This window comes from Nonomuraea gerenzanensis, assembly GCF_020215645.1.
Taxonomy (GTDB): Bacteria; Actinomycetota; Actinomycetes; order Streptosporangiales; family Streptosporangiaceae; genus Nonomuraea; species Nonomuraea gerenzanensis.
Genome location: NZ_CP084058.1, coordinates 5836855 through 5863640, shown reverse-complemented (window position 1 = coordinate 5863640; position 26786 = coordinate 5836855). Strand labels below are relative to the sequence as shown.

The 26786-nt window shown below is 72.7% G+C and carries 25 protein-coding genes and 1 pseudogene; 10 read left to right on the top strand and 16 right to left on the bottom strand.

Annotated features, from left to right (window positions below; translation table 11 throughout):
* Window positions 1-45 precede the first annotated feature (45 nt).
* The 4 genes from LCN96_RS27395 to LCN96_RS27380 all read left to right on the top strand — a co-directional run bounded on the left by LCN96_RS27395 (window position 46) and on the right by LCN96_RS27380 (window position 4284).
* The gene (locus LCN96_RS27395; protein WP_225275762.1) at window positions 46-1101 is read left to right on the top strand and encodes a C40 family peptidase; all 1056 of its coding nucleotides are present in this window, start codon (window positions 46-48) and stop codon (window positions 1099-1101) included.
* A gap of 223 nt (window positions 1102-1324) precedes the next feature.
* Complete coding sequence (locus LCN96_RS27390; protein WP_225275761.1) at window positions 1325-2131, top strand: peptidoglycan recognition protein family protein; 807 nt, start codon at window positions 1325-1327, stop codon at window positions 2129-2131.
* A gap of 66 nt (window positions 2132-2197) precedes the next feature.
* A complete protein-coding gene (locus tag LCN96_RS27385) occupies window positions 2198-3496 on the top strand; it encodes a family 4 glycosyl hydrolase (RefSeq protein WP_225275760.1) in 1299 nt (432 codons plus the stop codon).
* An 8-nt stretch (window positions 3497-3504) separates the two neighbouring features.
* Window positions 3505-4284 carry a DeoR/GlpR family DNA-binding transcription regulator gene (locus LCN96_RS27380; RefSeq protein ID WP_225275759.1) on the top strand — a complete coding sequence of 260 codons (780 nt, stop codon included), beginning with the start codon at window positions 3505-3507 and terminating at the stop codon, window positions 4282-4284.
* A gap of 7 nt (window positions 4285-4291) precedes the next feature.
* On the opposite strand, the gene melA is transcribed toward LCN96_RS27380, so the two are convergent.
* On the bottom strand, window positions 4292-5566 hold the full coding sequence (gene melA, locus LCN96_RS27375) for an alpha-glucosidase/alpha-galactosidase (protein WP_225275758.1): 1275 nt from the start codon (window positions 5564-5566) through the stop codon (window positions 4292-4294).
* Window positions 5563-6585 (bottom strand): carbohydrate kinase family protein, encoded by a 1023-nt coding sequence (locus LCN96_RS27370; RefSeq protein ID WP_225275757.1) that lies wholly within the window; start codon window positions 6583-6585, stop codon window positions 5563-5565. The genes melA and LCN96_RS27370 overlap by 4 nt, the downstream gene beginning before the upstream one ends.
* A 118-nt stretch (window positions 6586-6703) precedes the next feature.
* Here LCN96_RS27370 and LCN96_RS27365 point away from each other — a divergent pair, with 118 nt between their 5' ends.
* From LCN96_RS27365 to LCN96_RS27355, 3 genes are read left to right on the top strand one after another with little or no spacing between them, the layout of a single operon-like run.
* The gene (locus LCN96_RS27365; protein WP_225275756.1) at window positions 6704-8002 is read left to right on the top strand and encodes an ABC transporter substrate-binding protein; all 1299 of its coding nucleotides are present in this window, start codon (window positions 6704-6706) and stop codon (window positions 8000-8002) included.
* Window positions 8003-8004: 2 nt separating this feature from the next.
* Window positions 8005-8946, top strand: a complete 942-nt coding sequence (locus LCN96_RS27360; protein ID WP_225275755.1) for a carbohydrate ABC transporter permease — start codon at window positions 8005-8007, stop codon at window positions 8944-8946.
* Window positions 8946-9767, top strand: a complete 822-nt coding sequence (locus tag LCN96_RS27355; RefSeq protein ID WP_225275754.1) for a carbohydrate ABC transporter permease — start codon at window positions 8946-8948, stop codon at window positions 9765-9767. Before LCN96_RS27360 ends, LCN96_RS27355 begins: the two co-directional genes overlap by 1 nt.
* 3 nt (window positions 9768-9770) lie before the next feature.
* Here the strand turns inward: LCN96_RS27355 and LCN96_RS27350 are convergent, their stop codons facing one another.
* The 4 genes and pseudogenes from LCN96_RS27350 to LCN96_RS57460 all read right to left on the bottom strand — a co-directional run.
* Complete coding sequence (locus tag LCN96_RS27350) at window positions 9771-10961, bottom strand: cytochrome P450 (RefSeq protein ID WP_225275753.1); 1191 nt, start codon at window positions 10959-10961, stop codon at window positions 9771-9773.
* Window positions 10962-11112: 151 nt separating this feature from the next.
* Window positions 11113-12201, bottom strand: a complete 1089-nt coding sequence (locus LCN96_RS27345) for a Gfo/Idh/MocA family protein (RefSeq protein WP_225275752.1) — start codon at window positions 12199-12201, stop codon at window positions 11113-11115.
* Window positions 12186-12893: a ThuA domain-containing protein gene (locus LCN96_RS27340; RefSeq protein WP_225275751.1), complete on the bottom strand. Its 708-nt coding sequence runs from the start codon at window positions 12891-12893 to the stop codon at window positions 12186-12188. Before LCN96_RS27340 ends, LCN96_RS27345 begins: the two co-directional genes overlap by 16 nt.
* Window positions 12894-13000: 107 nt before the next feature.
* Window positions 13001-13075 (bottom strand): annotated as a pseudogene (locus tag LCN96_RS57460) (CGNR zinc finger domain-containing protein); the annotation flags it as partial.
* A 113-nt stretch (window positions 13076-13188) separates the two neighbouring features.
* Between LCN96_RS57460 and LCN96_RS27330 the strand changes: the two are divergent.
* From LCN96_RS27330 to LCN96_RS27320, 3 genes are all read left to right on the top strand, one after another.
* Entirely contained in the window at window positions 13189-13326 is a 138-nt protein-coding gene (locus LCN96_RS27330) for an alpha/beta fold hydrolase (RefSeq protein WP_225275750.1), read from the top strand.
* 82 nt (window positions 13327-13408) lie between these two features.
* Window positions 13409-14854 (top strand): hypothetical protein, encoded by a 1446-nt coding sequence (locus LCN96_RS27325; protein ID WP_225275749.1) that lies wholly within the window; start codon window positions 13409-13411, stop codon window positions 14852-14854.
* 22 nt (window positions 14855-14876) lie between these two features.
* Complete coding sequence (locus LCN96_RS27320; protein WP_225275748.1) at window positions 14877-15275, top strand: hypothetical protein; 399 nt, start codon at window positions 14877-14879, stop codon at window positions 15273-15275.
* Here LCN96_RS27320 and LCN96_RS27315 read toward each other — a convergent pair.
* From LCN96_RS27315 to LCN96_RS27270, 10 genes are all read right to left on the bottom strand, one after another.
* On the bottom strand, window positions 15173-16948 hold the full coding sequence (locus tag LCN96_RS27315; protein WP_225275747.1) for a dipeptide ABC transporter ATP-binding protein: 1776 nt from the start codon (window positions 16946-16948) through the stop codon (window positions 15173-15175). The two genes, LCN96_RS27320 and LCN96_RS27315, sit on opposite strands and share 103 nt — an antisense overlap.
* Window positions 16945-17754, bottom strand: coding sequence for an ABC transporter permease (locus LCN96_RS27310; RefSeq protein ID WP_225275746.1), 810 nt, complete (start codon window positions 17752-17754; stop codon window positions 16945-16947). The genes LCN96_RS27315 and LCN96_RS27310 overlap by 4 nt, the downstream gene beginning before the upstream one ends.
* 4 nt (window positions 17755-17758) lie before the next feature.
* A complete protein-coding gene (locus LCN96_RS27305) occupies window positions 17759-18679 on the bottom strand; it encodes an ABC transporter permease (protein WP_225275745.1) in 921 nt (306 codons plus the stop codon).
* A 125-nt stretch (window positions 18680-18804) separates the two neighbouring features.
* Entirely contained in the window at window positions 18805-20403 is a 1599-nt protein-coding gene (locus LCN96_RS27300; RefSeq protein WP_225275744.1) for an ABC transporter substrate-binding protein, read from the bottom strand.
* Window positions 20400-21497 carry an MsnO8 family LLM class oxidoreductase gene (locus tag LCN96_RS27295; protein ID WP_225275743.1) on the bottom strand — a complete coding sequence of 366 codons (1098 nt, stop codon included), beginning with the start codon at window positions 21495-21497 and terminating at the stop codon, window positions 20400-20402. Before LCN96_RS27295 ends, LCN96_RS27300 begins: the two co-directional genes overlap by 4 nt.
* Window positions 21494-22537 (bottom strand): LLM class flavin-dependent oxidoreductase, encoded by a 1044-nt coding sequence (locus LCN96_RS27290; protein ID WP_225275742.1) that lies wholly within the window; start codon window positions 22535-22537, stop codon window positions 21494-21496. The genes LCN96_RS27295 and LCN96_RS27290 overlap by 4 nt, the downstream gene beginning before the upstream one ends.
* On the bottom strand, window positions 22534-23715 hold the full coding sequence (locus LCN96_RS27285) for an LLM class flavin-dependent oxidoreductase (protein ID WP_225275741.1): 1182 nt from the start codon (window positions 23713-23715) through the stop codon (window positions 22534-22536). Before LCN96_RS27285 ends, LCN96_RS27290 begins: the two co-directional genes overlap by 4 nt.
* The gene (locus LCN96_RS27280) at window positions 23712-25031 is read right to left on the bottom strand and encodes an NtaA/DmoA family FMN-dependent monooxygenase (protein WP_225275740.1); all 1320 of its coding nucleotides are present in this window, start codon (window positions 25029-25031) and stop codon (window positions 23712-23714) included. The genes LCN96_RS27285 and LCN96_RS27280 overlap by 4 nt, the downstream gene beginning before the upstream one ends.
* Window positions 25028-25939, bottom strand: coding sequence for a glutathione S-transferase C-terminal domain-containing protein (locus LCN96_RS27275; protein WP_225275739.1), 912 nt, complete (start codon window positions 25937-25939; stop codon window positions 25028-25030). Before LCN96_RS27275 ends, LCN96_RS27280 begins: the two co-directional genes overlap by 4 nt.
* Before the next feature lie 23 nt (window positions 25940-25962).
* Complete coding sequence (locus LCN96_RS27270) at window positions 25963-26475, bottom strand: flavin reductase family protein (RefSeq protein WP_225275738.1); 513 nt, start codon at window positions 26473-26475, stop codon at window positions 25963-25965.
* Window positions 26476-26786 lie beyond the last annotated feature (311 nt).

The window sequence follows — 26786 nt, the reverse complement described above, 5'->3', positions numbered from 1 at the left end:
CCCTTGCCCGTACCTCCTCATGGAACGGCCTCATGGAACGGCCTCATGGAACGGCGCGAAGGAGGCAGGCGGGTGACGGTGTCGGCGAGGCTCGCACGGGCGGCGGCAGCCACGGCCCTGGCCATGACCGTGCCCATGACCGTGACCATGACCGTGACCATGACCGTGACCATCGCCGTCACGGCCGCCGTGCCCGGCGCGGCCTGGGCCGACCCGTCCCCCGCCCAGGTCAGGGCCAGGCTGGTGAAGCTGAACGAGCGGGCCGACCAGCTCGTCGAGCGCTACAACCAGGCCACCGAGGCCTACCGCGAGGCCAGGACGAAGTACCGGGCGCTGGAGTCAGAGCTGGCCGCCAAGGGCGAGCAGGTGGCGGAGCTGCGCGAGGAGCTGGCCGCGATCGCGGTGCACAACTACCAGTTCGGCCCGTCGCAGGGCTGGCAGCGCTTCGCCGTCGGCGGCCCGCCGGAGGCGATGCTGAGCGGCATGGCCGCCCTCGACCAGATGGCCCGGGACCGGGCGGCGCGGATCCAGGCGTTCGAGGACGCCACCAGGGGCCTGCGCGAGCGGCGCGACCGGGCCAGGAGCGCCCTGGCCGAGGCCGAGCAGGCCCGCGACGACGTGCGCGGCAAGCAGGAGCAGGTGGACGACCTGGTCGAGGAGCAGACCAGGCTGCTGCGCCGGCTGGGCGCCTACCGGACGGGTGACCAGCGCAGCACCGGGCTGAAGTACACCGGGCCCGCCTCCGGCAACGCGCGCCAGGCGCTGCAGTTCGCCTTCGCGCAGGTGGGTAAGCCGTACCGGTACGGCGGCACGGGGCCGGGCTCCTTCGACTGCTCGGGCCTGACGCAGGCGGCCTGGCGGGCGGCCGGGGTGACGCTGCCGCGCACCACGTACACGCAGTGGGCGTGGGGCGCCGACCGGCGGGTGCCGCTGGACCAGGTGCAGCCGGGCGATCTGCTGTTCAGCAAGGGCCTGGGGCACATGGGCATGTACGCCGGCGACGGCAGGATGGTGCACGCGCCGCAGACCGGCGACGTGATCAAGGTGGTCGATCTGGACGACTACTGGCGCGGCCGCCTCGTGGGCGCCGTGCGGCCCTGAGGGGTCACTGGTTGATCGGGGCGCGGCCCGGATCCCCCTTTTTTCTCCGAATCTCCCCGTCGCGTACGGGTACGGCATGGTAATGATCTGTAAGCGCCTGCCTGGCCAGGCGGGCGTCATGGTCGTCCGCCCGCCCGGCGGTGATCACGTACAGCGACATGATGGCCACTCGTCGTCGATCGAAGGGTGTGAGACTCATCCAGACGCAAGACGGAGGTGCTCGATGCCGTATTTGACCCAGCTCGCCGACGTCGCCCGACGCACGGGCCATCCCGTGACCGAGGTGGCGGGGTGGCGGAGCCGGGGCCACGGGCCGCAACCGGAGGTGCGGGGCATCGTCTGCCACCACACCGCCGGTCCCGCCGGCGGCGGCGACTACCCCTCGCTCGCCGTGGTCCGCGACGGGCGGACGGGCCTGGCGGGGCCGCTGTCGCAGTTCGGGCTCGGCAGGTCGGGCCGCATCTACGTCATCGCGGCCGGGCGCTGCTGGCACAACGCGCCCTCCACCTCGCCGCTGCACGACAACTCCAGCTCGCTCGGCATCGAGGCCGAGAACAACGGCTCCCAGCCGTGGCCGGAGGTGCAGCTCGACGCCTACCGGCGGCTGTGCGCGGAGCTGTGCCGCGAGTTCGGGCTGGGCGCCTCGCGCGTCAAGGCCCACCGGGAGGTCAACACCGCCAAGCCCGACCCCCACTCCATCGACATGACCGACTTCCGGGCGGCCGTGGCCGCCCTCATCGCCGGCGCGCCCGGCCCGTCCTGGACGGAGGAGATCGTGAGAGAGCTGCCGCTGGTCCGGCTCGGCGACGACAACTACGACGTCAAGACCGTCAGGGGATGCCTGTTCGCGCGGGGGCACGTGCCGCCCGCCGCCTACGCCGGGCTGCAGGACGGGCTGGAGGGGTGGCTGAAGTCCACCCGGTGCGACGACGGGCTGGTGGAGCTGGTGCGGGGGTTCCAGCGGGCCGAGGGCATCGAGGATGACGGGCTCGTCGGGCCGCGCACCTGGGGGCCGCTGCTGCGCGTCTGACGCCCGGCGCGTCCGGCCCCTCAGCGGCGGGGCCGGGGTGCGGGGCGGGCGTGGGATACTGCGGGGATGGCGCGGATCGTCTTCATCGGGGCCGGTGACGTGGAGCTGACACGCCGCGTCCTGTCCGCCCTGATGCTCGCCCCTCCCCTGCGCGGCGAGCTGGAGGTCGTGCTGCACGACGACGACCCCGGCAGGCTGGCGACGGCCGAGACGCTGGTGCGGGCGCTCGACGCGGAGGCGGGCGCCGACACGAAGATCCGCAGCGTGTTCGACCGGCGGCAGGCGCTGAAGGGGGCCGACTTCGTGCTGGCCCACCTCGACGTCGGCGGCTTCGAGGCCACGCTGCGCGACTTCGAGATCCCGCACCGGTACGGCCTGCGCCAGACCATCGGCGACACGATCGGCATCGGCGGCGTGTTCCGCGGCCTGCGCACGATCCCGGTGCTGGTGGAGCTGGCCGCGCAGATGGCCGAGGTGTGCCCGCAGGCGTGGCTGCTGAGCCTCAGCGACCCGATGGCGATGGCCGGGTGGGCGGTGCACGAGGCGACCGGGTTCGAGCGGTTCGCCGGGCTGTGCCACGCGGTCTGCGACACCCACGCCTACCTGGCCGACCTCGTCGGCCGTGACGAGGACGAGATCACCTTCCTCAGCGCCGGGCTCAACCATCAGTCGTTCGTGCTGCGCTTCGAGGCCGGCGGCCGCTCGCTCTACCCGGAGCTCGACGCGGTCATCGCCGCCGACGCCCAGCTGCGCAGGCATGTACGGGTCGAGCTCTACCGCACCTTCGGCCGCTTCCCCACGATGTCCAGCGAGCACGCCGCCGAGTACGTGCCGTGGATCATGCGCCACCCCGAGGAGACCGCCCGGCTGGGCGTGCCCGTCGAGGAGTACCTGCGCCGCGTCGGCCAGAGCCTGCACCTGTACGAGGAGACGCGGCGCGCCCTGTCCGCCGGCCACAAGCTGCTCATCCGGTGGCAGCACCAGGAGCCCGCCGCCGCGCTGATCCTCGCGCTGCTGACCGGCGAGGAGAAGGAGATCTACGTCAACGTGGCCAACCGCGGCCTGATCGGCAACCTGCCCCAGGAGGCGTGCGTGGAGGTGCCGGCCCTGGCCGGCGCCGCGGGGGTGCGCCCGCGCGCCGTCGGCGACCTGCCCGTCCAGCTCGCCGCGCTCAACCGCACGTTCCTCAACGTGGTGGAGCTGACCGTGCGGGCGGTGCTCGACGGGGAGCGAGCGCACGTCTACCGGGCCGCGATGCTCGACCCCAACACGGCGGCCACGCTGCCGCTGCCCGCGATCGAGGCGCTCTGCGACGAGCTGATCGAGGCGCACGGCGACCTGCTGCCCGCGGCGGTCCGCCGATGAGCGAGTCGATGCCGACGGAGGTCCGTCGCGAGCGCATGCTGGCGTTGCTCACCGAGCAGGAGTTCGCCAGGGTCGCGGAGCTGGCCGAGGCGTTCGGCGTGTCCAGCGTGACGGTCAGGGCCGACCTCGACGCGCTGGAGGAGCAGGGCAAGGTGCGCCGGGTGCGCGGCGGCGCCGTGTCGGCCGGGCCGGCGCCGCACGTCGAGCCGTCGTTCGAGCTGTCGCTGGGCACGGCGGCGGTGGAGAAGTCGTGCATCGCGAAGGTGGCCGCGCGGCTGGTCGGCTCGGGCGAGAGCGTGCTGATGGGCGCGGGCACCACCACCACGTACGTGGCCAGGGAGCTGGTGGCGCGCTCGGAGCTGACCGAGGTGACCGTGTTCACCAACGGGTTGCGCACGGCGCTGGAGCTGGAGCCGGCGCTGCCGCGCATCTCGGTCGTGGTGACCGGCGGCAGCCTGCGCCGGCAGCAGCACTCGCTGGTCGACCCGCTGGGCGGCAAGCTGCTGGAGGGCATCCGCGCGCACACCGTCATCCTGGGCTGCGGCGGGGTCGACGCGGCCGGTGGGGTGACGAACGTGAGCCTGCCCGACGCGGAGATGAAGCAGCGCATGCTGCGCGCCGCGACCAGGAAGATCCTGGTCGCGGACGCCTCCAAGCTGGGGGTGGTGGAGATGGCGCCGATCTGCGCGATCGGCGAGATCGACCTGCTGATCACGGGCGAGTCGGCCGACCCCGAGTGCGTGGCCGCGCTGCGCGACAAGGGGCTGGAGGTCGAGATCGCCCGCTGAGCCCTGGCTAACGGGCGGCGCGGAGCGGCTCCGGGAGCAGGTCGCCGTGGGCGCGGGTGAGGTCGTCGGCCATCCGCCAGATGTCGTCCAGCGTCAGGGAGGCCGCCGTGTTGGGGTCGATCATCAGGGCGTGCCTGACGTGGCGGGGGTCGCCTTCGAGCGCGGCCCGCACCGTCAGCTCGTTGACGCTCACGTAGGTCCTGTTCAGGGCCGCGCACTGCGGGGGCAGCGCGCCGACCGCGGTGGGCCGCACGCCGGTGGCGTCCACCACGCACGGCACCTCCACCACGCAGCCCTGGGGCAGGTTGGAGATGAGCCCGTCGTTGACGACGTTGCCGTAGACGACGCGGGGCGTGCCGGTGACGATGCTGTGGATGATCTGGGGGGCGTACTCGTCGGTGCCGGCGATGTCCAGCTCGCCGCCGTGCCGTACGAGGTCGCGGGTGCGCTTGTACTCGGCCACGTTCTCCTCGCTGACCCGCAGGTACTCGCCCACCGGGATGCGCAGCCGGTCCAGCTCGGAGTCGTGGTGCATCAGCCAGGGCACGTACTCGGCGGAGTGCTCGCTGGTCTCGGTCGGGTAGTAGCCGAGCCGCCGGTACATGTCGATCCGCACCCGCCGCCGCAGCTGCGGGTCCTCCACGTCGATGCGCGGGTAGAGGTCCTCGCCGTCGCGTTCGAAGCGCAGCACCCACGCCTGGTGGTTGACGCCGGCCGCGACGTAGGAGATCTCCTCGTACGGCACCGCGACGAGGTCCGCCAGGCCGCGCATCGTCCAGTAGACCGAGTGGCACAGGCCGACGACGTTCCTGACCTTGCCCGACAGGTACCAGACGTTCATCGCCATCGGGTTGGTGTAGTTGAGCAGCAGCGCGTCGGGGCAGACGGCGGTGATGTCGGCGGCCAGCGCGTCCAGGAGGGGGAAGGTGCGCAGGGCGCGGAAGACGCCGCCGGTGCCGATCGTGTCGGCGATCGTCTGGCGCAGGCCGTACCGGGCGGGGATCTCGAAGTCGATGACGGTGGAGTCGTACCCGCCGACCTGCACCATGTTGATCACGAAGTCGGCGCCGTCGAGCGCCTCGCGGCGGTCGAGGTGGGCGGTGACGGTGGCGGCGTCGCCGGTGATGCGGCGGGCGACGGCCTCGGCCACCTGCAGCCGCTCGGGGTCGATGTCGTGCAGGGCGATGCGCATGCCGCGCAGCTCGGGGAACTTGACCAGGTCGGCGAGCAGCCCGTGGGTGAAGACCACGCTTCCGGCCCCGACGAACACGATCTTCTTCATGAGGTGGCTTCCTCCCAGGTGGGCTGCGCCGCGGTGCCCCCGGCGGCGCGGGTGGAAAGGGTGCCGCAGGTCACGGCGACCGACATGCTCTGACTCAGTGGCAGGCCGCGCAGGAGGGCGGCGAGCAGGCCCGCGTTGAAGCTGTCACCGGCGCCGACGGCGTCCACGACGGTGGCCGGGCGGGCCGGGACCTCGACCAGCTCGCCGTCGGCGAAGGCCAGGGCGCCGCGCTCGCCGCGCTTGACGACGGGCAGGGTGCCGCGCGCGGCCAGCTCCCGCACCGCCCACTCCAGACCGGGCCGCTCCAGACCGGGCCGCTCCAGACCGGGCCGCTCCGGATTCGCGCCTTCGGTGGCGAGTGCCGTTGTGGGGCCGGACGCGCTCCCGGCGCCCGGTCCGGCGACGGCGTTCGCGATGGCCAGGGCCTCGTTCTCGTTGGGGAGCAGCACGTCCGTGACGGGCAGCACGTCGGCCAGGCCCGCCCACCGGCCCGCCGGGTCGTCGTTGGTGTCGAGCGAGGTGGAGGCGCCGGCGGCCCTGGCCAGGCCGAACAGCCCGGCCAGCCCCTCGGCCAGCAGCGGCTGCAGGAAGTACGACGAGACGTGCACGTGCGCGGCCCGTTCGAGCAGCCCGGGCGGCACGTCGGTGGCGGCGAGCCGGTCGAGGCAGCCGGGAGCGGTCAGGATGGCCCGGTCATCGCCGTCCACCAGCACCACCGTCATGGCGGTGGGCACGGCGGGATCGACGACGCAGGCCGAGACGTCCACGCCGCCGGCACGCAGGGCGTCCAGGACGAAGGTGCCCGCGGGGTCGTCCCCCACCCGCCCGGCGAACGCGGTGCGCAGCCCCAGCCGGGCGGCGCCGTACGCGGTGATCGCGCCGGAGCCGCCGAGCACGAGGCCGGCGGCGGGGACGAGCTGCTCGCGCTGGCCGAACTCGGGATGGCGAGGCGAACCCGACACGATCACGTCCGGGTTGGCGTCGCCCACGACAAGAAGGTCGAAGGTCGTTCTGGACACCACGGCACAGTCGCAGGAGTTGTGAAAGCTTGTCAACCCTTGCGCATTTTCGAAGGTATTGACAAGACTTCGAAAGTAGCCATGATGGGCTCCAACATTCCGGGAGGGAGCATCCACAGTGCGAAAGACAACCGTGGCGGCCCTGGTAGCGGCGATCATCCTGGCGGTCTCCGGCTGCGGGGGAACGTCCCAGGAGGGCCCCGAAACCGTGGATCCGCAGGCGAAGGTGAAGCTCACGTGGTGGTCGGGGCAGAGCGCCGACGCGCAGAAGATCCTGGAGGGATTGGCGGCCACGTTCACCCAGCGGCATCCCAACGTCACCATCGAGGTCACCTCGGGTGCGTCCACCACCGACGAGCTGTTGCAGAAACTGTCCGCGGGCTTCGCAAGCGGCGTGTATCCCGATATTTCCTATGCTTTCGGTAGTTGGGCGTCGCAGCTTCAGGAGTCCGGCAAGACGCTCGACCTGACCGAGAAGGTGCGGGACCCGGCGGTCAAGTGGGCGGAGTTCCCCGAGTCGGCCCGCACCACCGCGACGCCGAACGGTCAGGTCATCGGCTTCCCCGCGCTCGTGGACAACCTCTCCCTGCTCTACAACAAGAAGCTGTTCGACGCCAAGGGCCTGCCGTACCCGACCGACGAGTGGACCTGGGACGACTTCAGGGCCGCGGCCAAGAAGCTGACCGACCCGGCCGAGAAGATCTACGGGACCGCGTACTCGGTGAGCGCCTCCGAGGACACCACCTGGCACTTCTGGCCGCTGCTGTGGCAGCGCGGCGGCAGCATCCTGTCGCAGGACGGCAAGCAGGCCGCGTTCAACTCGCAGGCGGGCGTGGACGCGCTGGAGTTCCTGCGGGCGATGGCGGTGGACGACAGAAGCGTCTACCTCGACCAGACGGACGAGCGTTACGCGCCGCTGTTCGGCGACGGCCGGATCGCCATGATCATCAACGGGCCGTGGTCGCTGCTGGAGCTGAAGCAGAAGAAGACCGACTACGGCGTGGCCTTCCTGCCCGGCACCAACGGCGACCACCAGACGGTCTCGGGGCCGGACCTGTGGACGCTGTTCGACAACGGCGACGCCAACCGCGCCTACTGGTCGTTCGAGCTGATGAAGTGGCTCACCTCGGCCGAGGGCGACGCCCAGTGGAACCTGGCCCAGGGCAACCTGCCGCTGCGCGCCTCGGAGACCTCGCTGTCGGAGTACCAGACCTACGTCAAGGAGTACCCGGGCGTGGAGAAGATCGTCGCCAACCTGGCCAACGCCAAGCAGGCCAGGCCCACGATCAGCGGGTACGTCGAGATGTCGCGCTACGTCGGCGAGGCGATCGCCAAGGCGCTGCAGGGCGCGGCCACGCCGAAGGCGGCGCTGGACGAGGCCGCCGCCAAGTCGCGCCAGGCGCTGGCCGGAGGCTGAGGATGTCGCTGCTGTTCGCCGGGCGGCGCCAGGCCGCCGCCCACCGCGCGGCGGTCCCGTCCGGCCGGCTGCGGTGGCTGCACCGCAGCCTGGTCGGCTGGGGGTTCGCGGGGCCCGCCACCGCGCTCGTCGTGGGCCTGTCGATCTTCCCCGCGGCGTGGGCCCTGCTCATCTCGCTGCAGAAGTGGAACGGCATCGCCCCGGCCAAGCCCATCGGCCTGCTGAACTACCAGCTCATGCTGGAGGATCCGGACCTGTTCGCGGCGGTGCGGCACACGGTGGTGTTCACGGTGCTGTTCGTGCCCGCGTCGATCTTCCTGGGCATGCTCGTGGCCGTCGCGCTGAACCGGCCGATCAAGCTGGTCGGCTTCTACCGTACGTGCATCTTCATCCCGTTCGTCGCGTCGGCGGCGGCGACCGGCATCCTGGCCAGCTTCGTCTTCAACCCCCAGTACGGCGCCGCCAACAGCGTGCTGCGCGCGCTCGGCCTGCCGCAGCAGCAGTTCCTGGAGAGCCAGTCGCAGGCGCTGCCGGTGATCTGCCTGATCGCGCTGTGGGGGCAGGTCGGCTTCACCGTGGTCGTGTACCTGGCCGCGTTGCAGGACATCCCGAAGGACGTGGTGGAGGCGGCCAGGATGGACGGCGCCAACCGCTGGCAGGTCTTCCGGCACGTCACGCTGCCCGCGCTCGGGCCGGTCACGGTGTTCACCTCCATCTGGCAGACGATCACCGCGCTGCAGCTGTTCGACCTGGTCTTCACCACCACCAGGGGCGGCCCGCTCGGGGCCACGCAGACGATCGTGTACTACGTCTACGTCCAGGCGTTCAAGCTCACCAAGTTCGGCTACGGCTCGGCCGTCGCCTACGGGCTGTTCGCCGCGACCCTGCTCATCACCGTCGGGATGATCCTCTACTCCCGGCGCAGCAAGATCGAGGCCTTCTGATGATGAGACGCCTGCCGTTCAGCCCCTGGCACCTGCTGCTGATGCCGCTGGCCCTGCTGTTCGCGCTGCCGCTGGTGCAGATGGTGCTGACCGCGTTCATGCCGGACGGCGACATCAACCGCTTCCCGCCCCGGTTCATCCCCAGCCGACTGCAGCTCGACGGCTTCATCGGCCTGTTCACCGAGTCGCAGGCGCTGCGCTGGCTGCTGAACACCGTCGTGGTGGCCGCGATCGCGGTGCTCTCCCAGCTCGTGCTCTGCTCGATGGCCGGGTACGGCTTCGCGCGGCTGAAGTTCTTCGGCAAGAACGCCGGGTTCCTGATGATCCTGGCGACCATCATGATCCCGGCCCAGCTCCTGATGATCCCGACGTACGTGATGTTCACCAGGCTCGGCCTGATCGACACGCTGGCGGCGGCGTTCGTGCCGTGGCTGGCGTCGGCGTTCGGGATCTTCCTGATGCGGCAGTTCTTCCTGTCGCTGCCGGCCGAGCTGGAGGACGCCGCCCGCATCGACGGCTGCTCGACGTTCGGGGTGTTCTGGCGGGTGGTGCTGCCGCTGGCCAGGCCCGCGCTGGCGACGCTCACCGTGTTCACGCTGCTGGGCTCGTGGAACGACCTCATCTGGCCGCTGGTCGCGATCAGCGACGAGAGCCTCTACACGATCCAGCTCGGGCTGGCCAACTTCCAAGGCACCCGGCACACGCAGTGGTCGCTGCTCATGGCCGGGAACGTGGTGGCCACGATGCCGCTGATCATCGCGTTCGTGCTGGCGCAGCGGCAGTTCGTGGCCACCATGACGTTCAGCGGGCTGAAGGGCTGAGCCTCACCAGGTCACGTGCAGGGAGGTCAGACCGTACACCACGTTCATGGCGCGGAACCCGGGCGGCGGCGCGGCCTCGCGCAGCCCGGGGAAGCGCTCGAACAGGGCGTTGAAGGCGATCCGCATCTCCATCCTGGCCAGCGGCGCGCCCAGACAGTGGTGCACGCCGTGGCCGAAGGCCAGGTGCCCCAGGTCGCCGCGGCCGAGGTCGAGCCGGTCGGGATCGGGCACGAGGGCGGGGTCGCGGTTGGCCGCGGGCAGCGCGACCACCAGCAGCGCGTCCTCGGGGATGCGCACGCCCGACAGCTCGACCTCCGTCGTGGTGGTCTTGAACGTGCCGTTGTGGACGATGCTGAGCCAGCGCAGCAGCTCCTCCACGGCGGCGTCGGCGCGCTCGGGCTCCTTCCTGAGCAGGTCGAGCTGCTCGGGGTGGCGCAGCAGGGCCAGGGTGCCCAGCGCGAGCATGTTGGAGGTGGTCTCGTGGCCCGCCACCAGCAGCAGGCTGCCGATGCCGACCAGCTCGTCGGTGCTCAGGTCGTGGCCGTGCTCGCGGACCAGCATGCCGAGCAGGTCGTCGCCCGGGTCCGCCTGCGCCCGGCCCACCAGCTCCGCCATGTAGGCGCGGGCGGCGTCGCGGATCGGGGCCCGCTCCTTCAGCGACAACGACAGGTCGAGCAGCCTGGACGTACGCCGCTGGAACTCCTCCCGGTCCACGTACGGCACGCCGAGCAGCTCGCAGATCACCAGCGACGGGATCGGCAGCGCGAACGCGGCCACCAGGTCGGCGGGCGGCCCCGCGGCCTCCATCGCGTCGAGGTGCGTGCGCACGATCTCCCTGATGCGCGGCTCCAGGCGGCGCATGCGCCGCATGGTGAACTCCGGCGTCAGCATCCGCCGTAGCCGGGTGTGCTCGGGCGGGTCGAAGAGCAGCAGGTGGCCCGCCCGCTGCGCCTCCACCTGCTCCCTGGGCATGTCGGGCGCGCCCGGCGGGCGCGGCTGCCTGGCGTTGCTGAAGCGTGCCGGGTCTCCCAGCACCTCCCTGACGTCGGCGAACCTGGTGACCATCCAGACGTCCACCCCGAACGGGGTGGCGACCCGCCGCACGCCCTCCTCCTCGCGCACCCGCACGAGCTCCGGGTCCGGGTCGAAGAGGGCGCGGCGCATGTAGAGGGGCAAGGTCGCGGAATCGCTCATGTCGTCTCCCGAGGGGATCTGCGCTGACCGCCACCTGAGATGTTAGGCGTTGCCGCCCTCCCGCGGGCGGCCCGGCCGCACCGGCTCGCCGAGCGAGAGAGGCGCGCCGGGCCGTGGAGCGCGACCACCGCCCACGGCCCGGCGCACCGGCTCAGCCCTGCGTGCCGGGCCTGCCCAGGGCCACCGGCCTCGGCCGTTCGCAGGTGCTCTCCACGTCCACGGCCCGGCCCTCGCGCGCCGAGGCGAGCAGCGACTCCATGACGTCCAGCACGTGGAAGGCCAGCGTGCCGCCCGCCCTGACCTCCCGGTCCTCGGCGAAGTCGAGCAGGCCGACGCCCCGGCCCGCGTCGGCGTACCCGGCCGAGACCGGCAGCGGGCGCGGGCCCTCGTCGCCGAGCCGGGTCAGCAGGACCTCGCCGTCGAAGTGGTTGGGGTCGGGCACCACGAGGGAGCCCTTCTCACCGTGCACCTCGATGTTCGGCGCCTTGGTGGCCACCGCGTCGAAGCTCATCACCAGCGTGGTCAGCGCGCCGGACTCGTGCACGAGCACGCCGGTGACGTGGGTGTCCACGGTGACCGGGATCTCCTCGCCCTGGCGGGGACCCGAGCCGATCGTGCGCTTGGCCCGCGTACGGCTGGCCGCGCCGATCACCGTCGCGACCGGGCCGAGCAGCGTGACCAGGCTGCTGATGTAGTACGGCCCCATGTCCAGGAGCGGCCCGCCACCCGGGACGTAGTAGAAGTCCGGGTTCGGGTGCCAGCGCTCGTGGCCCGGCGTCACCATCGTCGCCGTGGCCGCGACGGGCCTGCCGATCAGGCCGTCGTCGATGGCCTGGCGGGCGGTCTGGGTGCCGGTGCCGAGCACGGTGTCGGGCGCGCAGCCGACCCGTACGCCCGCCGCCCTGGCAGCCTCCAGCACCCGCCGCGCGTCCTCGCCGGTGGCGGCGAGCGGCTTCTCGCAGTAGACGTCCTTGCCGGCCGCGATGGCCTGCAGCGCGACCTCGGCGTGCGCGGCCGGGATGGTCAGGTTGAGCACGGCGTCGATCCTGGCGTCGGCCATCAGCTCGGGCACGCCGAGCACGTCCACGCCGGGGTAGGGCGCCACGGCCGCGCGCGCCCGTTCGAGGTCGAGATCGGCCACCGCCACCAGCCGCACCTGCGGCAGCCGGTCGATGGTGCGCAGGTACTGGGCCGAGATGGCCCCGCAACCGACGATGCCGAGGTTCAGCGGCTGGCCCACAACATTCCCCTCTCGATGATGGTGCGCACGCTGTCGTTCCGCAGGACGTCGAGGCTGTGCCCCGGGGTCGCGACGAAGATGCGCCCCTGGCCCCAGCGGCGCGTCCAGATCGCCGGCGAGGTCACCTCGCGGTGCCAGGGGTCCCACGGGCGCACCTTCTGCGTCGTGGTCGCCAGCACGTCGTTGTAGTCGTCGGCCAGCACCCAGTACTGCTCGGTGACGAGGTCGAAGTCGCCGATCCCCTCGGTGATCGGGTGTCCGGCCGCCTCGGGCAGCATGTTCACGGTGTACGGGACGAAGTTGTGCCGCTCGGTGCCCGCGTCCTCGTCGTCGGGGTGCTTGCCGGGGTGGCACGCGAACTGCCCGCCGATCAGGTGCAGGTAGTCGGAGGAGTTGCGGTAGGAGTCGGCGATGCCGCCGTGCCAGCCCGCCATCCCCGTGCCGGCCTCGATCGCCGCCCGCAGCCCCGTGAGCTGGTCCTGCTCGATGGTGCCCATCGTGTAGCACTGCACGATGAGATCGATCCCGGCCATGTACGCCGGGTCCGCGTAGGGCGCCGGGCTGTCCGCCACCCGCACCTCGAACCCGTTCTTCTCGAGGAAGGGCATGAAGAGGTCGGTGGCCGCCACCGGGGCGTGCCCTTCCCACCCGCCCCGCACCACGAGTACCGTCCGCCTGTGCTCGCCCGCCATGCATTCGCCAATCACTCGTTGAACCACAAATAGGCCGTGTGCCACTTAAATCCCAAAAGAGGCACACTTCACCAATTGTGGCCGAGTGAGGGCCAAATCTCCCAGTGCTATTTCTGAACGCGCTGCTGGTGCCGTCTCACCTTCGTCCGGTTGCCGCACCGGCTCATCGAGCACCAGCGGCGCCTGCCCGCCTGCCACGTCGCCGGCCAGTCGCTCCGCCCGCGGCTCCAACCGGCCGTCCGCGATCACGAGCCGCAGGATCGGGCGGGGCGCCGCCGCCACCGCCTCGCTGACCGTGTTCACGTCCGCGAGCCGGGGCATCCGACGGGGCTCCGAGATCCCCGAATGCGGCCACTTCATCCCCGTGGAGCGCCCGGACGCCCTGCTCGCCCACCTGCGCGACTTCCTGCCCGGCGGCGCGACCGACATCTAGCCCCGGCAGTCATCCCGCTCCGGGTGCGATCACTGAAGGATGGATCTCTGCACTTCTCGCGGCTCCGGGGCGGTGATGGCTCTTGCGGTACGTCGTCGGCGCTGTTCTGGTCGTCTGGGTCGTGGTCCGGGTCGCCCAGTGGATCTGGGCCCGGGTGGTGGAGCCGGCGTCGGTGATCGCCGCCGTCGCCGTTCCCGTCCTCGGCGTGCTGGCGGCTCTGGTCGCCGTGGTGGCGGTTGTCAGGATGCGGCCTGCCCGGGTGCGGCGGGTGTCGCCGCCGGCCGCCTCGTGGGTGACGGACGTGCCGCCGCAGGATCACGCCGAGGGCGGTGGACGGCCGCCGGCGCCCAGGGCTTCGGGCCTGCCGGGCCGCTGCAGCGCGCCGCCCCCGCCGTACGGTGACCGGCCCGCAGCACCGGAACCGAGCGACGATCGCGCGTTCGTGCTGGAACTCCTCACCCAGCAGCCCGCGCGGCCGGACCCCACTCCGCAACCCGCGGGCCTCCCTCGGGCGATCCTCCAGCCGACAGGCCGTGCTCCCGTCGTCGACGCGCCCCTTCAGCCCGGCGTCCCGTCCGAGCCGGTGGAGCGCGCACCCAGCAGGACGGTGCCCATCACGATCGTCCTGGAGCCGCACCGGGCGCTGCACGAGACCGGCCGGGCAGGAGCACCGATCGACCGCCTCCAGGTCACCGACACCCCGCACGTCATCCTCTCACCGGCCCGCGACATCTCCTGGACGGCCGACTACCGCATCAAGCGCGTCGAGATCGACGTGGACAGCCTGGCCGAGCACCTCACCGGCACCGCCAGGGACGCCCTGCGGGACCTCGTCATCGACCCCGGCGACGAGGCCGCGAACAGGCGCTTCCGCGACGCCCTCGCCCGCGTCCACGAGGAGCCCGAGCCGGGGGGACGGCGGGACTACGAGGGCCGGCCCTGCCTGGACGTCACCACCGTCGGCTGCGACTTCGTCGTCGAACGGCCGGAGCACGACGTCACCGCCCATACCCGGCACGTCATCGCCTCCGGCGAGATCTCGCTGGCCGGGCTGCTGCTTGAGCACGCCGAGCTGGTCCGGGGGTTCGCCCTGTGCCTGTCCCCGCACGCGGATCCGGCGGACCGGCAGGAGTTCGCCAGGGAGCTGGCCCGCGTCATCGAGCGGATGTCGCCCGTGGAGCTGGTCCAGGCGACGTGCTTTCCCGACCGGGCCGCCGAGATCGAGGTGGCGGAGAGCGAGCTGGCGGTGCGCGGTGCGGCGATCGCCGCCGTCGGCGACGACTTCCGGATCCACGAGAAGCTCCGCGCCGAGCTGTCCCGCCTGGAGCTGGCGGCGCTCGCGGAGCTGACGTTGCGGGATCTCGGGATGCGGCCGTCGGAGGTGGCGGAGCTGCCGCGCCCCGAAGAGGAGCAGGAGCCCGCGCGCGGCCCGGCGGAAGAACCGTGCCTTCCCGAGGAGCCGCATCGGGAGCCGGCCGAGGAGGAGGAGCTCGTCGCCGACCCGTTCGATCGGCTGTGGCCGTTCTGAGATCCGCCTCGATGGGAGTGTGATGCGTACCTTTCCCCGCTGGCTGCGCTGGTCCGGCGCACTGCTGCTGTCCGCCGCCGTCATGGGCGCGGGAGCCTTCCTGTACGGGCAGAGTCTCGAGGACGCCGACCGCTACGCCAGCGTCGGCAGCTTGGCGATCGGCGCGGCGAGCCTGGTGCTGACCCTCGTCGCCATGATCCGCCAGCACCGGGCACCGGACCCGCCGCCCGAGCCCGCCATCCGGCAGATCACCGTGAACGGCGAGAGCACGGTCGTCGTGGAGCCCCACGCGCCCGTGTACCTGAGCAGCACCAGGTACTACGGTTCCGTGCGCGAGGGCGGATCTGCGGGCGAGGAGCCGCCGGCATCGCCGCCGAAGGGTGCCGGGCGCTGGGCCGCCTTCTTCCGGCGGAGGCGGTGATCGGCCTGCGCGGGCAGCCTGGGCACCGCTGCCACCAGGTCCCGCGTGTACGGGTGGCGCGGCGCGGTGAACACCTCGTCCACCTCTCCCCGCTCGACGACCCTGCCGTCCTTCATGACGAGCACCCGGTCGGCGACGTGGTGGACGACGCCCAGGTCGTGGGAGATGAACACCATCGCGGTGCCGTACTCGGCCTGCAGCTCGGCGAGCAGGTCCAGGACCTGCGCCTGGACGGAGACGTCCAGCGCGGAGACGGGCTCGTCGCAGACCAGCACGTCGGGGCGGGGGCCGAGGGCCCGGGCGATGGCGATCCGCTGGCGTTGGCCGCCGGACAGCTCGCGGGGGTGGCGGTCGGCCACGTCCGGGGGGAGGCCGACGCGGGCCAGCAGGTCCAGCACCCGGGTGCGGCGCTCCCGCCTGGGCAGCCGCAGCGGTTCGGCGATCAGGCGGGCGGTGGTGTGGCGGGGGTCGAAGGAGTCCAGGGGGTTCTGGGAGATGAGCTGGACGGTGGGGCGGTGGGGGCGGCGCCGGCGTTCTGGCAGGTCGCTCCAGGGGGCGCCGTGCAGGGTGACCTGGCCGTGGGCGGGCTGGAGCAGGGCCATGGCCAGGCGGGCGACCGTCGTCTTGCCGGAGCCTGACTCGCCGACGATGCCCAGGGTCTCGCCTCGGTGGAGGGTGAAGGAGACGTCGTCGACCACGCGGCGGGGGCCGTAGGAGTGGGTGAGGCGGGAGACGGAGAGCACCGGAGCGGTGTCGGCGCAGACGGCGGGCGCGGGCGGTCGTGGGGTGGGGCGGGGTGGGAGTGGGGTGCCGTCCGTCAGGCGGGTGCCGCGGGAGGCGGCCGAGGGCACCGCCGCCAGCAGGGCGCGGGTGTAGGCGTGTGCGGGCGCGGCCAGCACGTCCGCGGCGGGCCCCTGCTCCACCACCTGGCCGTCGCGCATGACGAGGATGCGGTCGGCGATGGAGCCGACGACGGCGAGATCGTGGCTGATGAGCAGCAGCGCGGTCCCCGCCGCCCTGCGCTCGGCGAGCAAGCGCAGGATCTGGGCCTGGACGGTGACGTCGAGCGCGGTCGTGGGCTCGTCCGCGATGATCAGCTCCGGTTCGGCCGCGATGGCGGAGGCGATGAGCACGCGCTGCCGCAGCCCGCCCGACAGCTCGTGCGGACGCTGCCGTGCCCGCACCTCCGGCTCCGGCACGCCGACCGACTCCAGCAGCTCCAGCGCCCGGCTCTCCCGCCACCGCCGGGGCACGACGTCGTGCACGGCCAGCACCTCGGCGATCTCCGCGCCCACGGTCCGCAGCGGGTCGAGCGAGACCAGCGCGTCCTGCAGCACGAGCCCCGCGAACCGGCCGCGCAACGACCGCCACTCCCGCGCCCCGAACCCCAGCGCGTCCCGTCCCGAGACCGTGAACGCGGACGCCCGCACCGTCGAGCCGGGGCCGGCCAGCCCGAGCAGGGAACGTGCCGTGACGCTCTTGCCCGAGCCGGACTCCCCCACGACGGCCACGCACTCGCCGGGCGCGACGGACAGCGAGACGCCCCTGACGACCTCCGTCCCCTTGAAGCTGACCCGCAGGTCCTGGACGGCGACGAGGGGCGAGGCGGTTACGGGCCCGGGTGCGTCGTCGGTGGTGGCCGTGGGGGTGGGTTGGTCGTGGGTGGTGGTCATGGGGTCCTTCCTTCGAAGCGGCGCTGGAGGCGGCGGCCGACGACGGTCAGGCAGACGACGGTGAGCGTGACCGCCAGGCCCGGGAACAGCGCCTCCCACCACGCCACCCGCAGGTAGTTGCGGGCCTCGGAGAGCATCGCGCCCCACTCGGCGGCCGGCGGCTGCGGGCCCATGCCGAGGAAGCTCAGCCCCGAGCTGGCGATGACCGCCTGGCCGAGCCCGATCGTGGCCAGCACGGGGATGGGGCCGAGCACGTTCGGGAGCACGTGGCCGGCGGTGATCGCCAGGCGGGGGCGGCCGAACGTGACGGCCTGCTCCACGTAGCCCGAGCGGCGCACGACGAAGGTCTGGGCGCGGATCACGCGGGCGTAGTTCGGGAGCTGGGCGATGGCGATGGCGATGATCACGTTCCCGGTGCCGGGGCCGGTGATCGCCACGACGAGCAGGGCGAGGAGGAGCTCGGGCAGGGTGGACAGCACGTCGAACGCGCGTGCCAGCGCCTCGTCCAGCCACTTGGGTGACAGGCCCGCCGCCAGGCCGAGCAGCACGCCCGTGGTGACGGCCAGGACGGTGGCCGCGACGCCGATGCTGATGGAGTGGCGGGCGCCGTGCACGACCCTGGCCAGCACGTCGCGCCCGAGGTGGTCGCTGCCGAACCAGTGCTCGGGTCCAGGGGGCGCGAGGGCGGTGAGCGGGTCGGCGGCCAGCGGGTCCGTGCCGGTGAGCAGGGCGGGCGCGGCGACGGCCAGCGCGAGCAGGAGGAGGAAGGCGGTGGGCGGGAGTACGGCACGGGTCGGCGCGGACATGGCGTCAGCCTCGGATTCGCGGGTCGATGGCGCGGTAGGCCAGGTCGAGCAGCGTGCTGATGGTCACGTACACGACGGCCGACAGCAGCACGACGGCCATCACCACCGGCATGTCGCGCCCCGTGACGGCGTCCATGGCCACGCGCCCGAGCCCCGGCCGGCCGAACAGCACCTCCGTGATGACGGCCCCGCCGAGCAGGGTGCCGGTGAACCAGCCGGCCAGCGTCACGGCCGGGATGAGCGCGTGACGCAGGGCGTGCCGGGCGACCAGCGCCCGCTCGGTGAGCCCGCGCGCCCGGGCGGTGACCGCGAACGGCTGCTCCAGCGCCCGTTCGAGCCCGCCCCGCAGCACCTGCCCGAGCACGCCCGCGATGGGCAGCCCGAGGGCGAGCGCGGGCAGCACCACCGCCGACGGCCCCTGCGCGCCGGAGACGGGGAACCAGCCGAGCGTGAACGAGAACACGGCCAGCAGCACGATCCCGATGAGGAACGGCGGCACCGACACCGCCACCAGCTCCGCCGCCGACGCGACGCCCCGGGCGGCGCGCCCGCGCCCGGCCGTGAGGATCGCGATGGCGGCGGCCAGCGTCACCCCGACGGCGGCGGCGGCCAGGGTGAGCTGGACGGTCGGCCCGACCTGGGTGGCCAGGACCTCGCCCACGCCGCGCTGCAGCTGGTAGGAGCGCCCGAGGTCGCCGTGCAGCAGCCGCCACAGGTAGGACAGGTACTGGACGATCTCGGGCCGGTCGAGCCCCCACTCCCGGATGATCCCGGCCCTGATCTCCGGCGTGTCGATCCCGTCGCCGACCAGGATGTCCACGGTGTCGCCCGGGGCGAGCAGCAGCGCGAGGTAGGAGGCGGTGGCGGCGGCCCACAACACGGCCAGCCCGCTCCCGAGCCGCCTGACCACCCCCAGTCGTGCCACCGCCTCCAGTCTCGCCGCCACCCCGGACCCCGCCACTGCCCCGGGCCGGTGGAGGGCCGCAGGCCGCGCCGCTGCCCCGGGCCGTTCGGGAGCCGCAGGCCGCGTCACCTCCCCGAGTGGCCCGCTCATGTGCCGATCCGCACGTCGTAGGCCCCGGCGGGCGTCCCGGAGGCCGGGTCGAACCCCAGCCCCTGCACGCTCTTCTGCGCCGCGATCTGATCGGCCGGCACGTAGATCGGGAACACCACGGCCTTCTCGGCCACCACCACCTGCTGCGCCTTGGCGTACAGCTCCTTGCGCCGCCCCTGGTCGGCGGTGGCCCCCGCCTCGGCGAGCCACTTGTCCACCCGCGCGTCGGAGAAGTGCGCCCGGTTGATCGCGCCGCCGCGCGGCAGGATGAGGTTGAGCGCCGCCCCGGCGTCGGAGTCGCCGCGCGAGTTCTCGAAGATCTCGTACTCGTTGTCGTCGAGGGCCTGCTGAGCGGTGCCCTGGTCCACGATCCTGACCTGGAAGTCGATCCCCGCGTTCTGCTTGACCTGCGCCTGGATGGCCTGGGCGAGGATGTCGCGGCGGTCGCGGACGAAGGCCGCCGAGGCGACCGTGCGCACGCTCAGCCGCTTGCCGTCCTTGACGCGGAACCCCTGGGCGTCGCGCTGCTTCCAGCCGGCCTCGTCGAGCAGCGCGTTGGCCTTGGCGACGTCGCCGCCGAAGGTGTCCTCCAGCGAGGCGTCGTAGAAGGTGCTCGCCTTGCCGACGATGCTCCACGCCCTGGTGGCGGTGCCCTGGTAGACGGAGCGCAGCACCGCGTCCACGTCCACGGCCTCGCGGAAGGCCCGGCGTACGCGCTGGTCGTCGAAGGGCGGGCGGGAGAGGTTGAAGTAGTAGGAGAAGGCGGTGCCGGAGTTGAGCGCGGTCTGCAGGGACAGGCCGGGGTCGCTCTTGATGAGGCCGGCCTCGGTGGCGGGCACGCCCTCGATGACCTGCACCTGCCCGGAGGTGAGCGCGCCGACGCGGACGGCGGCCTCGGGCAGGAACCGGTAGGTGATCTCGGGCAGGTGGGCGGGGCCCTGGTGGGCGGCTCCGTCGCGGGGCCAGCGGTAGGCGGGGTTGCGGCGGTAGTGGATCTCCTGGCCGCGCACGTACCGGTCGAGGATGAACGGCCCGGTGCCGACCAGGTCGGGCCCGCCGAACTTGAGGTCCTTGGCGCTCCTGAGCGACTTCGGGGAGACCTGCCCCGCGTAGGGGGAGGCGAGGAAGTCGAGGAAGAGCCCGTCCGGCTCCTTCAGGGTGATCTCCAGCGTGGTCGGCGAGATCACCTTCGCCTCCTTGTACGCCCGCAGCTGGATGGCCGCCACGGCCGGGTTGTAACCCGGCACCCGGAACTGGTCGAGGTTGGCCTTGACGGCGGCGGCGTCGAACGTGGTGCCGTCGTGGAAGGTGACGTCGTCCCTGAGGGTGAGGGTGTAGCTCAGCCCGTCGTCCGACACCTTCCACGCCGTGGCCAGCCAGGGCCCGAAGGAGCCGTCCTGCTTCCTGGTCAGCAGCGCGTCGAACTGGTTGAACACGAGCAGCCTGGCCTTGTTCTGCGACCACTGCTGCGGGTTGAGGGTGATCGGCTGGGTCTCGATGGCCCAGGTCAGGGAGGCGGGGGCGGCCTGCTGGGCGGCGGGCTGGGCGCCGCACGCCGTCAGGGCGAGCAACAGGGCGGGGATGAGGCGTTTCACCGGTGGTTCCAGGCTTCTGCGAGCAGCTCGTACGAGCGCACGCGGTCGTGGTGGTCATGGGTGATGGTGGTGACCAGCAGCTCGTCGGCCCCGGTCACCCGGCGCAGCACGCGCAGCCGCTCGGCCACCTGCTCCGGGGTGCCGACGAACTGGGTGTCGAGGCGGTCCTTGACCAGCTCGCGGTCGGCGTCGGTCCAGGGGTGCGCGGCGGCCTCGGCGGGCGTGGCGAACGGCATGGCGCCGGCGCCCGTCCTGATGCTGCGGACCCACAGGCCGTAGGGGGAGGCCAGCTCTCGCGCGGTGGCCTCGTCCGGGGCGACGACGGCGTCGGCGGAGACGACGACGTACGGCTCGGCCAGCGCGGCGGACGGTTTGAACGCCTCCCGGTAGGCTTCGACGGCCTCCAGCACGGAGGCGGGGCTGACGTGGTAGTTGGCCGCGAACGGCAGCCCCCGCTCCCCCGCCACCTGGGCGCTCTGCCCGCCGCTGCTGCCGAGGATCCACACCTGCACGTCGGCGCCCTCGCCCGGGACGGCGGGCGCTTCGTGGGTGCCGCCGAGGAAGGCGAGCACCTCGTCGATCTGGCCGGCGAAGTCGGGGGTGCGGGCGCCGGGCTGCTGGAGCAGGGTGGCCTGGTGGGCGAGCTGCGGGTGGGTGACGAGCGCGGAGAAGTCAAACGGTTTCGGGATGAGCAGCCCGTCCACGACCCGCTCGGCGGGCGGCTCGGCGGGTGCGGGCCGTCGTGCGGCCGCCTCGGCGCGGCGCTGGCCCGAGCGGCCGATGCCCAGGTCCAGGCGTCCAGGGTGCAGCGCGTCGATGAGCCCGAACTGCTCGACGACCGACAGCGGCGTCTGGTGCCCGAGCTGCACGGCCCCCGACCCGACCCGGATGCTGGACGTGGCCGCCGCGATGAGCGCGATCAGCACGGCGGGCGCCGAGCCGGCCACGCCGGGCGCGAAGTGGTGCTCGGCCACCCAGTAGCGGCGGTAGCCGAACCGCTCGGCCTGCCGCGCCAGGTCGAGGGTGTTGCGCAGGGCGTCGGCGGCGGTCCCGCCGGAGGGGATGGGGGCCAGGTCGAGGATGGACAGCGTCATGAGTCACCTCCGGGGACGGCGGGGAACGGCCTGCTGGGGATCTCGGCCCGCAGGACGGGCGCGATCTCGGCCTGGAACAGCTCCAGCGATTCCCGGTGCCGGGCGGGGGTGAGCCCGCCGGCGTCGGCGTGCAGGTGCATGACCTCGTGCCCGAACCGCTTGTGGTAGCGCAGCACCTTGTCGACGATCTGCTGCGGGCTGCCGACGAGGATGGAGCCGCGCTCGATGGCGTCCTCCAGGGTCGGGAAGACGACCGGCAGGCCGAGCTCGCGCTGGAACGCCACGCGAGCGTCGTAGATCGGCCGGTAGGTGGCGACGGCCTCCTGGGAGGTCCTGGCCGCGTAGTAGCCGGCCGTCCCGGCGCCCACCAGCGCGGCTGCCGGGTCGTGCCCGTAGTGGGCCCAGCGTTCGCGGTAGTGGTCGATCAGCTCGGCGTACGGGTCGATGGGGTGGGTGACGTTCGCGGAGAACAGCGGGTCGCCGTAGCGGGCGGCCAGGTCCACGGACTCCTTGCTGGTGGCGCTGCCGTGCCAGACCCTGATCGGCCGTTGCAGGGGCCGCGGCCAGGTCTCGGCCTCGGCGAGCGGCGGCCTGAAGCGGCCCTGCCAGGTGACCTTGTCCTCCCGCCACAGGCGGCGGAACAGCTCGTAGGACTCGCGGTTGCGCTCCCACTGGTCCTCGGCGGTGACGTGGAACAGCTTGGCCTGCGCGGCCCCGTTCCCCTTGCCGATGATCAGCTCCAGCCGCCCGCCCGACAGGTGGTCGAGCGTGGCGTAGTCCTCGTAGGCGCGCACGGGGTCGAGCAGGCTGAGCGTGGTGACCGCCGTGAACAGCCTGATCCTGGACGTCCTGGCCGCGATGTGGCTGAGCACGACCGGCGGCGAGGAGGAGATGAAGGGCCGCTCGTGCCGCTCCCCCACGCCGAACCCGTCGAAGCCCAGCTCCTCGCCGAGCACGGCGTTCTGGACGACCTCGCGGAGACGTCCGGTCGTCGAGCTGCCGCCGGTGTGCGTGATCAGTGTGATGAGCAGGAACTTCATCGGGCCTCCGCGTACCGGCTGGCCGGGCGGGGCAGGCCGAGCAGCCCGCGCAGCGTCCCGGCCTCGTAGCGGCTCCTGAACGCCTGCCGGCCGCGCAGCTCGGCGGTCAGCCCGGAGGTGATCTGCCACAGGTCGTACGGCACCGCCCCCGGCCGCAGCCGGAAGCCCTGGATCCCGGCGCGCTGCCACTCCAGCAGCAGCCCGGCCAGCTCCCGCACGTGCCCGGTGAAGACGGCGGCGTCGGAGGCGAGCTCGGCCCCGTCCAGCTCGTCGAGGCGCGCCTTGCGCCCGGCCGCGTCGTCGCCGAGGAACACCACGAGGTCGGCGAAGATCCGCACGTCGGCGGACAGCTCCCTGACCTCGGCCACGATGGCGCGGGCCTGGTCGGCCGAGTGCGGGGTGACGAACACGACGTCGGCGTGGGCGGCGGCGAACTCGTAGGGCAGCCTGGCGTGCGCCAGCGCGGCCACGACGGGCTGGCCCTGCGGCGAGCGGGGGGTGATGGACGGTCCCTTGACCGAGAAGAAGCGGCCGGTGAAGTCGATGTGGTGGAGCTTGTCGCGGTCGACGAACCGGCCGGTGGGCACGTCGCGGATCTCGGCGTCGTCCTCCCAGCTGTCCCACAGCAGCCGCGCCACCCGCACGGCGTCGCCCGCCTCGGCGAACAGGTCGCGCACGTGCGGGTCGGCGGACAGGTCGGCGCCGCCTGGCCGGTTCAGCACCTGGTCGAGCGGCGGGACGTCGCGGCGGCCGAAGTGGCGGGCCTCGAAGCCGCGCGCGGACACCTGTGGCCGCCAGCCCGCGCGCCCGCCGCTGATGTGGTCGAGCGCGGCGATGCCGATGGCGACGTGGAACGGCTCGGTGTGGGTGGTGGTGGCGGTCGGCACCAGGCCGATCCGGTGGGTGAGCGGTGCCAGCCTGGCGGCCAGCAGCACGGCGTCGAAGCGGCCCCGTACCTGGTCGGTCCGCTCGTCGGGGGCGTCGGGCAGGGTGGACTGCAGGCCGAGCGCGTCCTCGATGGTGACGAAGTCGAGCAGCCCGCGCTCGGCCTCGGTGACCAGCCCGGCCCAGTAGCGGGCGGAGAACAGGGCGCGCGGCGCGGCGCTCGGCTCGCGCCAGGCGGCCGGGTGCCAGCCGGCGCCGTCCAGCGCCACGGCCAGATGCAAAGGGCTGCTCATGCCAGCTCCAGGTGTTCACGCAGGGTGGTGCCGGTGTAGTCGGTACGGAAGACGCCGCGCTCCTGCAGCAGCGGCACCACCCGGTCCACGAACTCGTCCAGCCCGCCGGGTGTCAGGTGCGGGACGAGGATGAACCCGTCGGCGGCGCCGGCCTGCACGTGCTCGTCGATGAGCCTGGCCACGGTCCGCGGCGTGCCGACGAACGTCTGCCGTCCGGTGACCTCGATGACCAGCTCGCGGATGGTCAGCCCCTTCTCCGCGGCCAGGGCCCGCCACTTGGCGGCCACGGCGGCGCGGTCCTTGATCGCGACGCGCCCTTGGGAGACGCCCGCGGTGAGGTCGGGCTCGATCTCGGGCAGCGGGCCGTCGGGGTCGCAGGCGGACAGGTCGCGGCCCCACACCTGCTCCAGGAAGGCGATCGCGGTCTGCGGGCCGACCTGGCGGCGGCGGATGTCGGCGGCGTTCTCGGCGGCCTCCTCCTCGGTGTCGCCCAGCGCGAACGTCACGCCGGGCATGATCTTGAGCTGGTGCGGTTCGCGGCCGTACCTGGCCAGCCGGCTCTTGACGTCGGCGTAGAAGCGCTTGCCGTCCTCCAGCGAGCCGTGCCCGGTGAAGATCACGTCGGCGGTGGCGGCGGCGAACTCCCTGCCCTCGGCCGAGTCGCCGGCCTGGATGATGATCGGGTGGCCCTGAGGGCTTCGAGGCAGTGTGAAGCGGCCTTCGACGGTGAAGTGCGCGCCCCGGTGCCCGACGGTGCCGATGGCGTCCTCGTTGAGGAAGTGGCCCGCCGCCTGGTCGCCGAGCACCGCGTCCGGCTGCCAGGAGTCCCACAGCTCGCGCGACAGGCGGACGAACTCGGCGGCCCGCTCGTACCGGTCGGCGCGGTCGAGGAAGCCGCCGCGGCGGAAGTTCTCGCCGGTGAAGGCGTCGGAGGTGGTCACCACGTTCCAGGCGGCCCGGCCGCCGCTCAGGTGGTCGAGCGTGGACAGGCGCCTGGCCAGCTCGTACGGCTCGTTGAAGGTGGTGTTGACGGTCCCGGCGAGGCCGAGCCGGTGGGTCACGGCGGCCAGCGCGCTGAGCACGGTGAGCGACTCGGGCCGGCCCACCACGTCGAGGTCGTGGATGCGGCCCTTGAGCTCGCGCAGCCGCAGCCCCTCGGCCAGGAAGAAGAAGTCGAACTTGCCGCGCTCGGCCGTCCTGGCCAGGTGGGTGAACGAGGCGAAGTCGATCTGGCTGCCCGAGCGGGGGTCGGCCCACACCGTGGTGTTGTTCACGCCGGGGAAGTGCGCGGCGAGGTGCACCTGCCTGCGGCTCATCGGGCGGCCCGCCCGTGCGGGGAGTCCCAGGAGGCGGGCAGGCCCTCGGTGGTCTCGCGGAAGGCCGGGCGCTGGTAGAGGTCGCGGGCGTAGCCCCACAGGTGCTCGAAGCCGGACAGGTCCCGCTCGCTGATCCGGTGGCCGCGGTTGTACTCGGCGTCGTACCTGGCCAGCGTCACCCACAGCCGCACGTCCGCCTCGGTGAGGGTGTCGCCGGTGAGGTAGCGGCGCCCCGCCAGCCGCTCGTCGATCCACTCCAGCGCGGCCAGCACCCGCAGGCGCTCCTCCTCCCGCTCCTGGCCGTGGGCGCGGGCCACGCGGCCGACGCCGGCGTTGACGTCGTGGTGGATCCAGCCGTTCAGCTGGTTGATCTCGCCGCGCAGCGGCTCCGGGTAGAGGTCGACGGAGGTGTCCGCCCACCGCTCGAACTGGGTGGCCAGGTCGATGGTGATGTCAGGGAAGTGGTTGCTGACGATCCCGCCCAGCTCCTTGTCCCAGAGCACCGGGACGGAGATGTGCCCCCCGTACCCCTCCTCGGTGGCCTCGTAGGCCTGCTCCAGCAGGGTGAACCCGTTGACCGGGTCGGGGCCGCGGCGCTCCCTGAAGGCCCAGCCGCGGCCGTCGCGCTCGTCGTCCACGTACGACAGCGACACGATCCCCGCCAGGCCCTTCAGCCGGTGCACGATCGCGGCGCGGTGGGCGTACGGGCAGACCCAGGCGAGGTAGAGGTGGTAGCGGCCGGGCTCGGCGGGGTGGCCGCTGGAGCCGTCGGCGGTGATGCGGCCCTGGAAGGGGTAGAGGGGGCGGTTCCAGCCCGGTGACAGGTGCAGGCGGCCGGGGCCGTACTGGCCGTAGGAAACGTGATCGACGGGACTCGCGTACGCGGGGATCCCAGTTGAGAGGGTCACACTCGACTCCACGTGCGGAAGGGTCAGTCTTCTGGGTGCGGCAGGAAACGGCCGAAGCGGCCCTGGTGGTACAGGAGCGGGCGGCCGGTGCTGTGCGTCTCGACCTCGGCGACGAGCCCGACGACCAGGATGTGGTCGCCGACCTCGGCCCGCTCGTACGGCAGGCAGATCAGGTGCGCGGAGACGTCCCGCAGCAGCGGCGCGCCGAGCGGCCCGGGCCGCCAGCGGGTGGGCGGCGCGAACCGGTCGACGCCCCTGCGCGCGAACCGGGCGGCCACCTCGGCCTGGTCGCTGGCCAGGATGTTGACGGCGAAGTGGTCGGCGGCGCCGAGCAGCGGCCAGGTGGTCGAGGAACGGTCCACGTAGAAGGAGACGAGCGGCGGTTCGAGGCTGACGGAGGAGAACGACGTGGCGGTCAGCCCGACGGGCACGCCGTCGGTCTGCGCGGTGATCACCACGACGCCGCTGGCGTGCACGGCGAGGGCGCGGCGGAAGTGCTCGGCGCCGACGGCGCGGCCGGGCAGGGTTTCGGTCACGCCGCGCTCCCCTCGGGACGGGGGTGGCGGCGGACGGGCGGCAGGACTGATCTGTTCGGGATCACAGGAGGTTCCTCACGAAGGAGCGAGCGCTGGTGAAGGAGGCGGTGGCGTGGGCGACGGCGGCCACGCCGCGGCGGTCGATCCGTGATCAACGACACTGGGCGCTGGCGACGTGGCCGAAGTCCACGTGGGGGCGCCTGGTGAGGAGGAGGCCCTGGCTCATGGTCACGACGCTAAGCCGACATTCCGGATAAGTCAATATTTCCTACTGGTTTTAAAGGAAATAGGGAGGAGTGTGCCCCTTCCGG

Bases quoted from the DNA above. Each gene is read 5' to 3' on its own strand.
- LCN96_RS27395 (WP_225275762.1), top strand. From the start codon at position 46: ATGGAACGGCGCGAAGGAGGCAGGCGGGTGACGGTGTCGGCGAGGCTC.
- LCN96_RS27390 (WP_225275761.1), top strand. From the start codon at position 1,325: ATGCCGTATTTGACCCAGCTCGCCGACGTCGCCCGACGCACGGGCCAT.
- LCN96_RS27385 (WP_225275760.1), top strand. From the start codon at position 2,198: ATGGCGCGGATCGTCTTCATCGGGGCCGGTGACGTGGAGCTGACACGC.
- LCN96_RS27380 (WP_225275759.1), top strand. From the start codon at position 3,505: ATGCCGACGGAGGTCCGTCGCGAGCGCATGCTGGCGTTGCTCACCGAG.
- melA (WP_225275758.1), bottom strand. From the start codon at position 5,566: ATGAAGAAGATCGTGTTCGTCGGGGCCGGAAGCGTGGTCTTCACCCAC.
- LCN96_RS27360 (WP_225275755.1), top strand. From the start codon at position 8,005: ATGTCGCTGCTGTTCGCCGGGCGGCGCCAGGCCGCCGCCCACCGCGCG.
- LCN96_RS27355 (WP_225275754.1), top strand. From the start codon at position 8,946: ATGATGAGACGCCTGCCGTTCAGCCCCTGGCACCTGCTGCTGATGCCG.
- LCN96_RS27350 (WP_225275753.1), bottom strand. From the start codon at position 10,961: ATGAGCGATTCCGCGACCTTGCCCCTCTACATGCGCCGCGCCCTCTTC.
- LCN96_RS27340 (WP_225275751.1), bottom strand. From the start codon at position 12,893: ATGGCGGGCGAGCACAGGCGGACGGTACTCGTGGTGCGGGGCGGGTGG.
- LCN96_RS27320 (WP_225275748.1), top strand. From the start codon at position 14,877: ATGCGTACCTTTCCCCGCTGGCTGCGCTGGTCCGGCGCACTGCTGCTG.
- LCN96_RS27315 (WP_225275747.1), bottom strand. From the start codon at position 16,948: ATGACCACCACCCACGACCAACCCACCCCCACGGCCACCACCGACGAC.
- LCN96_RS27310 (WP_225275746.1), bottom strand. From the start codon at position 17,754: ATGTCCGCGCCGACCCGTGCCGTACTCCCGCCCACCGCCTTCCTCCTC.
- LCN96_RS27295 (WP_225275743.1), bottom strand. From the start codon at position 21,497: ATGACGCTGTCCATCCTCGACCTGGCCCCCATCCCCTCCGGCGGGACC.
- LCN96_RS27290 (WP_225275742.1), bottom strand. From the start codon at position 22,537: ATGAAGTTCCTGCTCATCACACTGATCACGCACACCGGCGGCAGCTCG.
- LCN96_RS27285 (WP_225275741.1), bottom strand. From the start codon at position 23,715: ATGAGCAGCCCTTTGCATCTGGCCGTGGCGCTGGACGGCGCCGGCTGG.
- LCN96_RS27280 (WP_225275740.1), bottom strand. From the start codon at position 25,031: ATGAGCCGCAGGCAGGTGCACCTCGCCGCGCACTTCCCCGGCGTGAAC.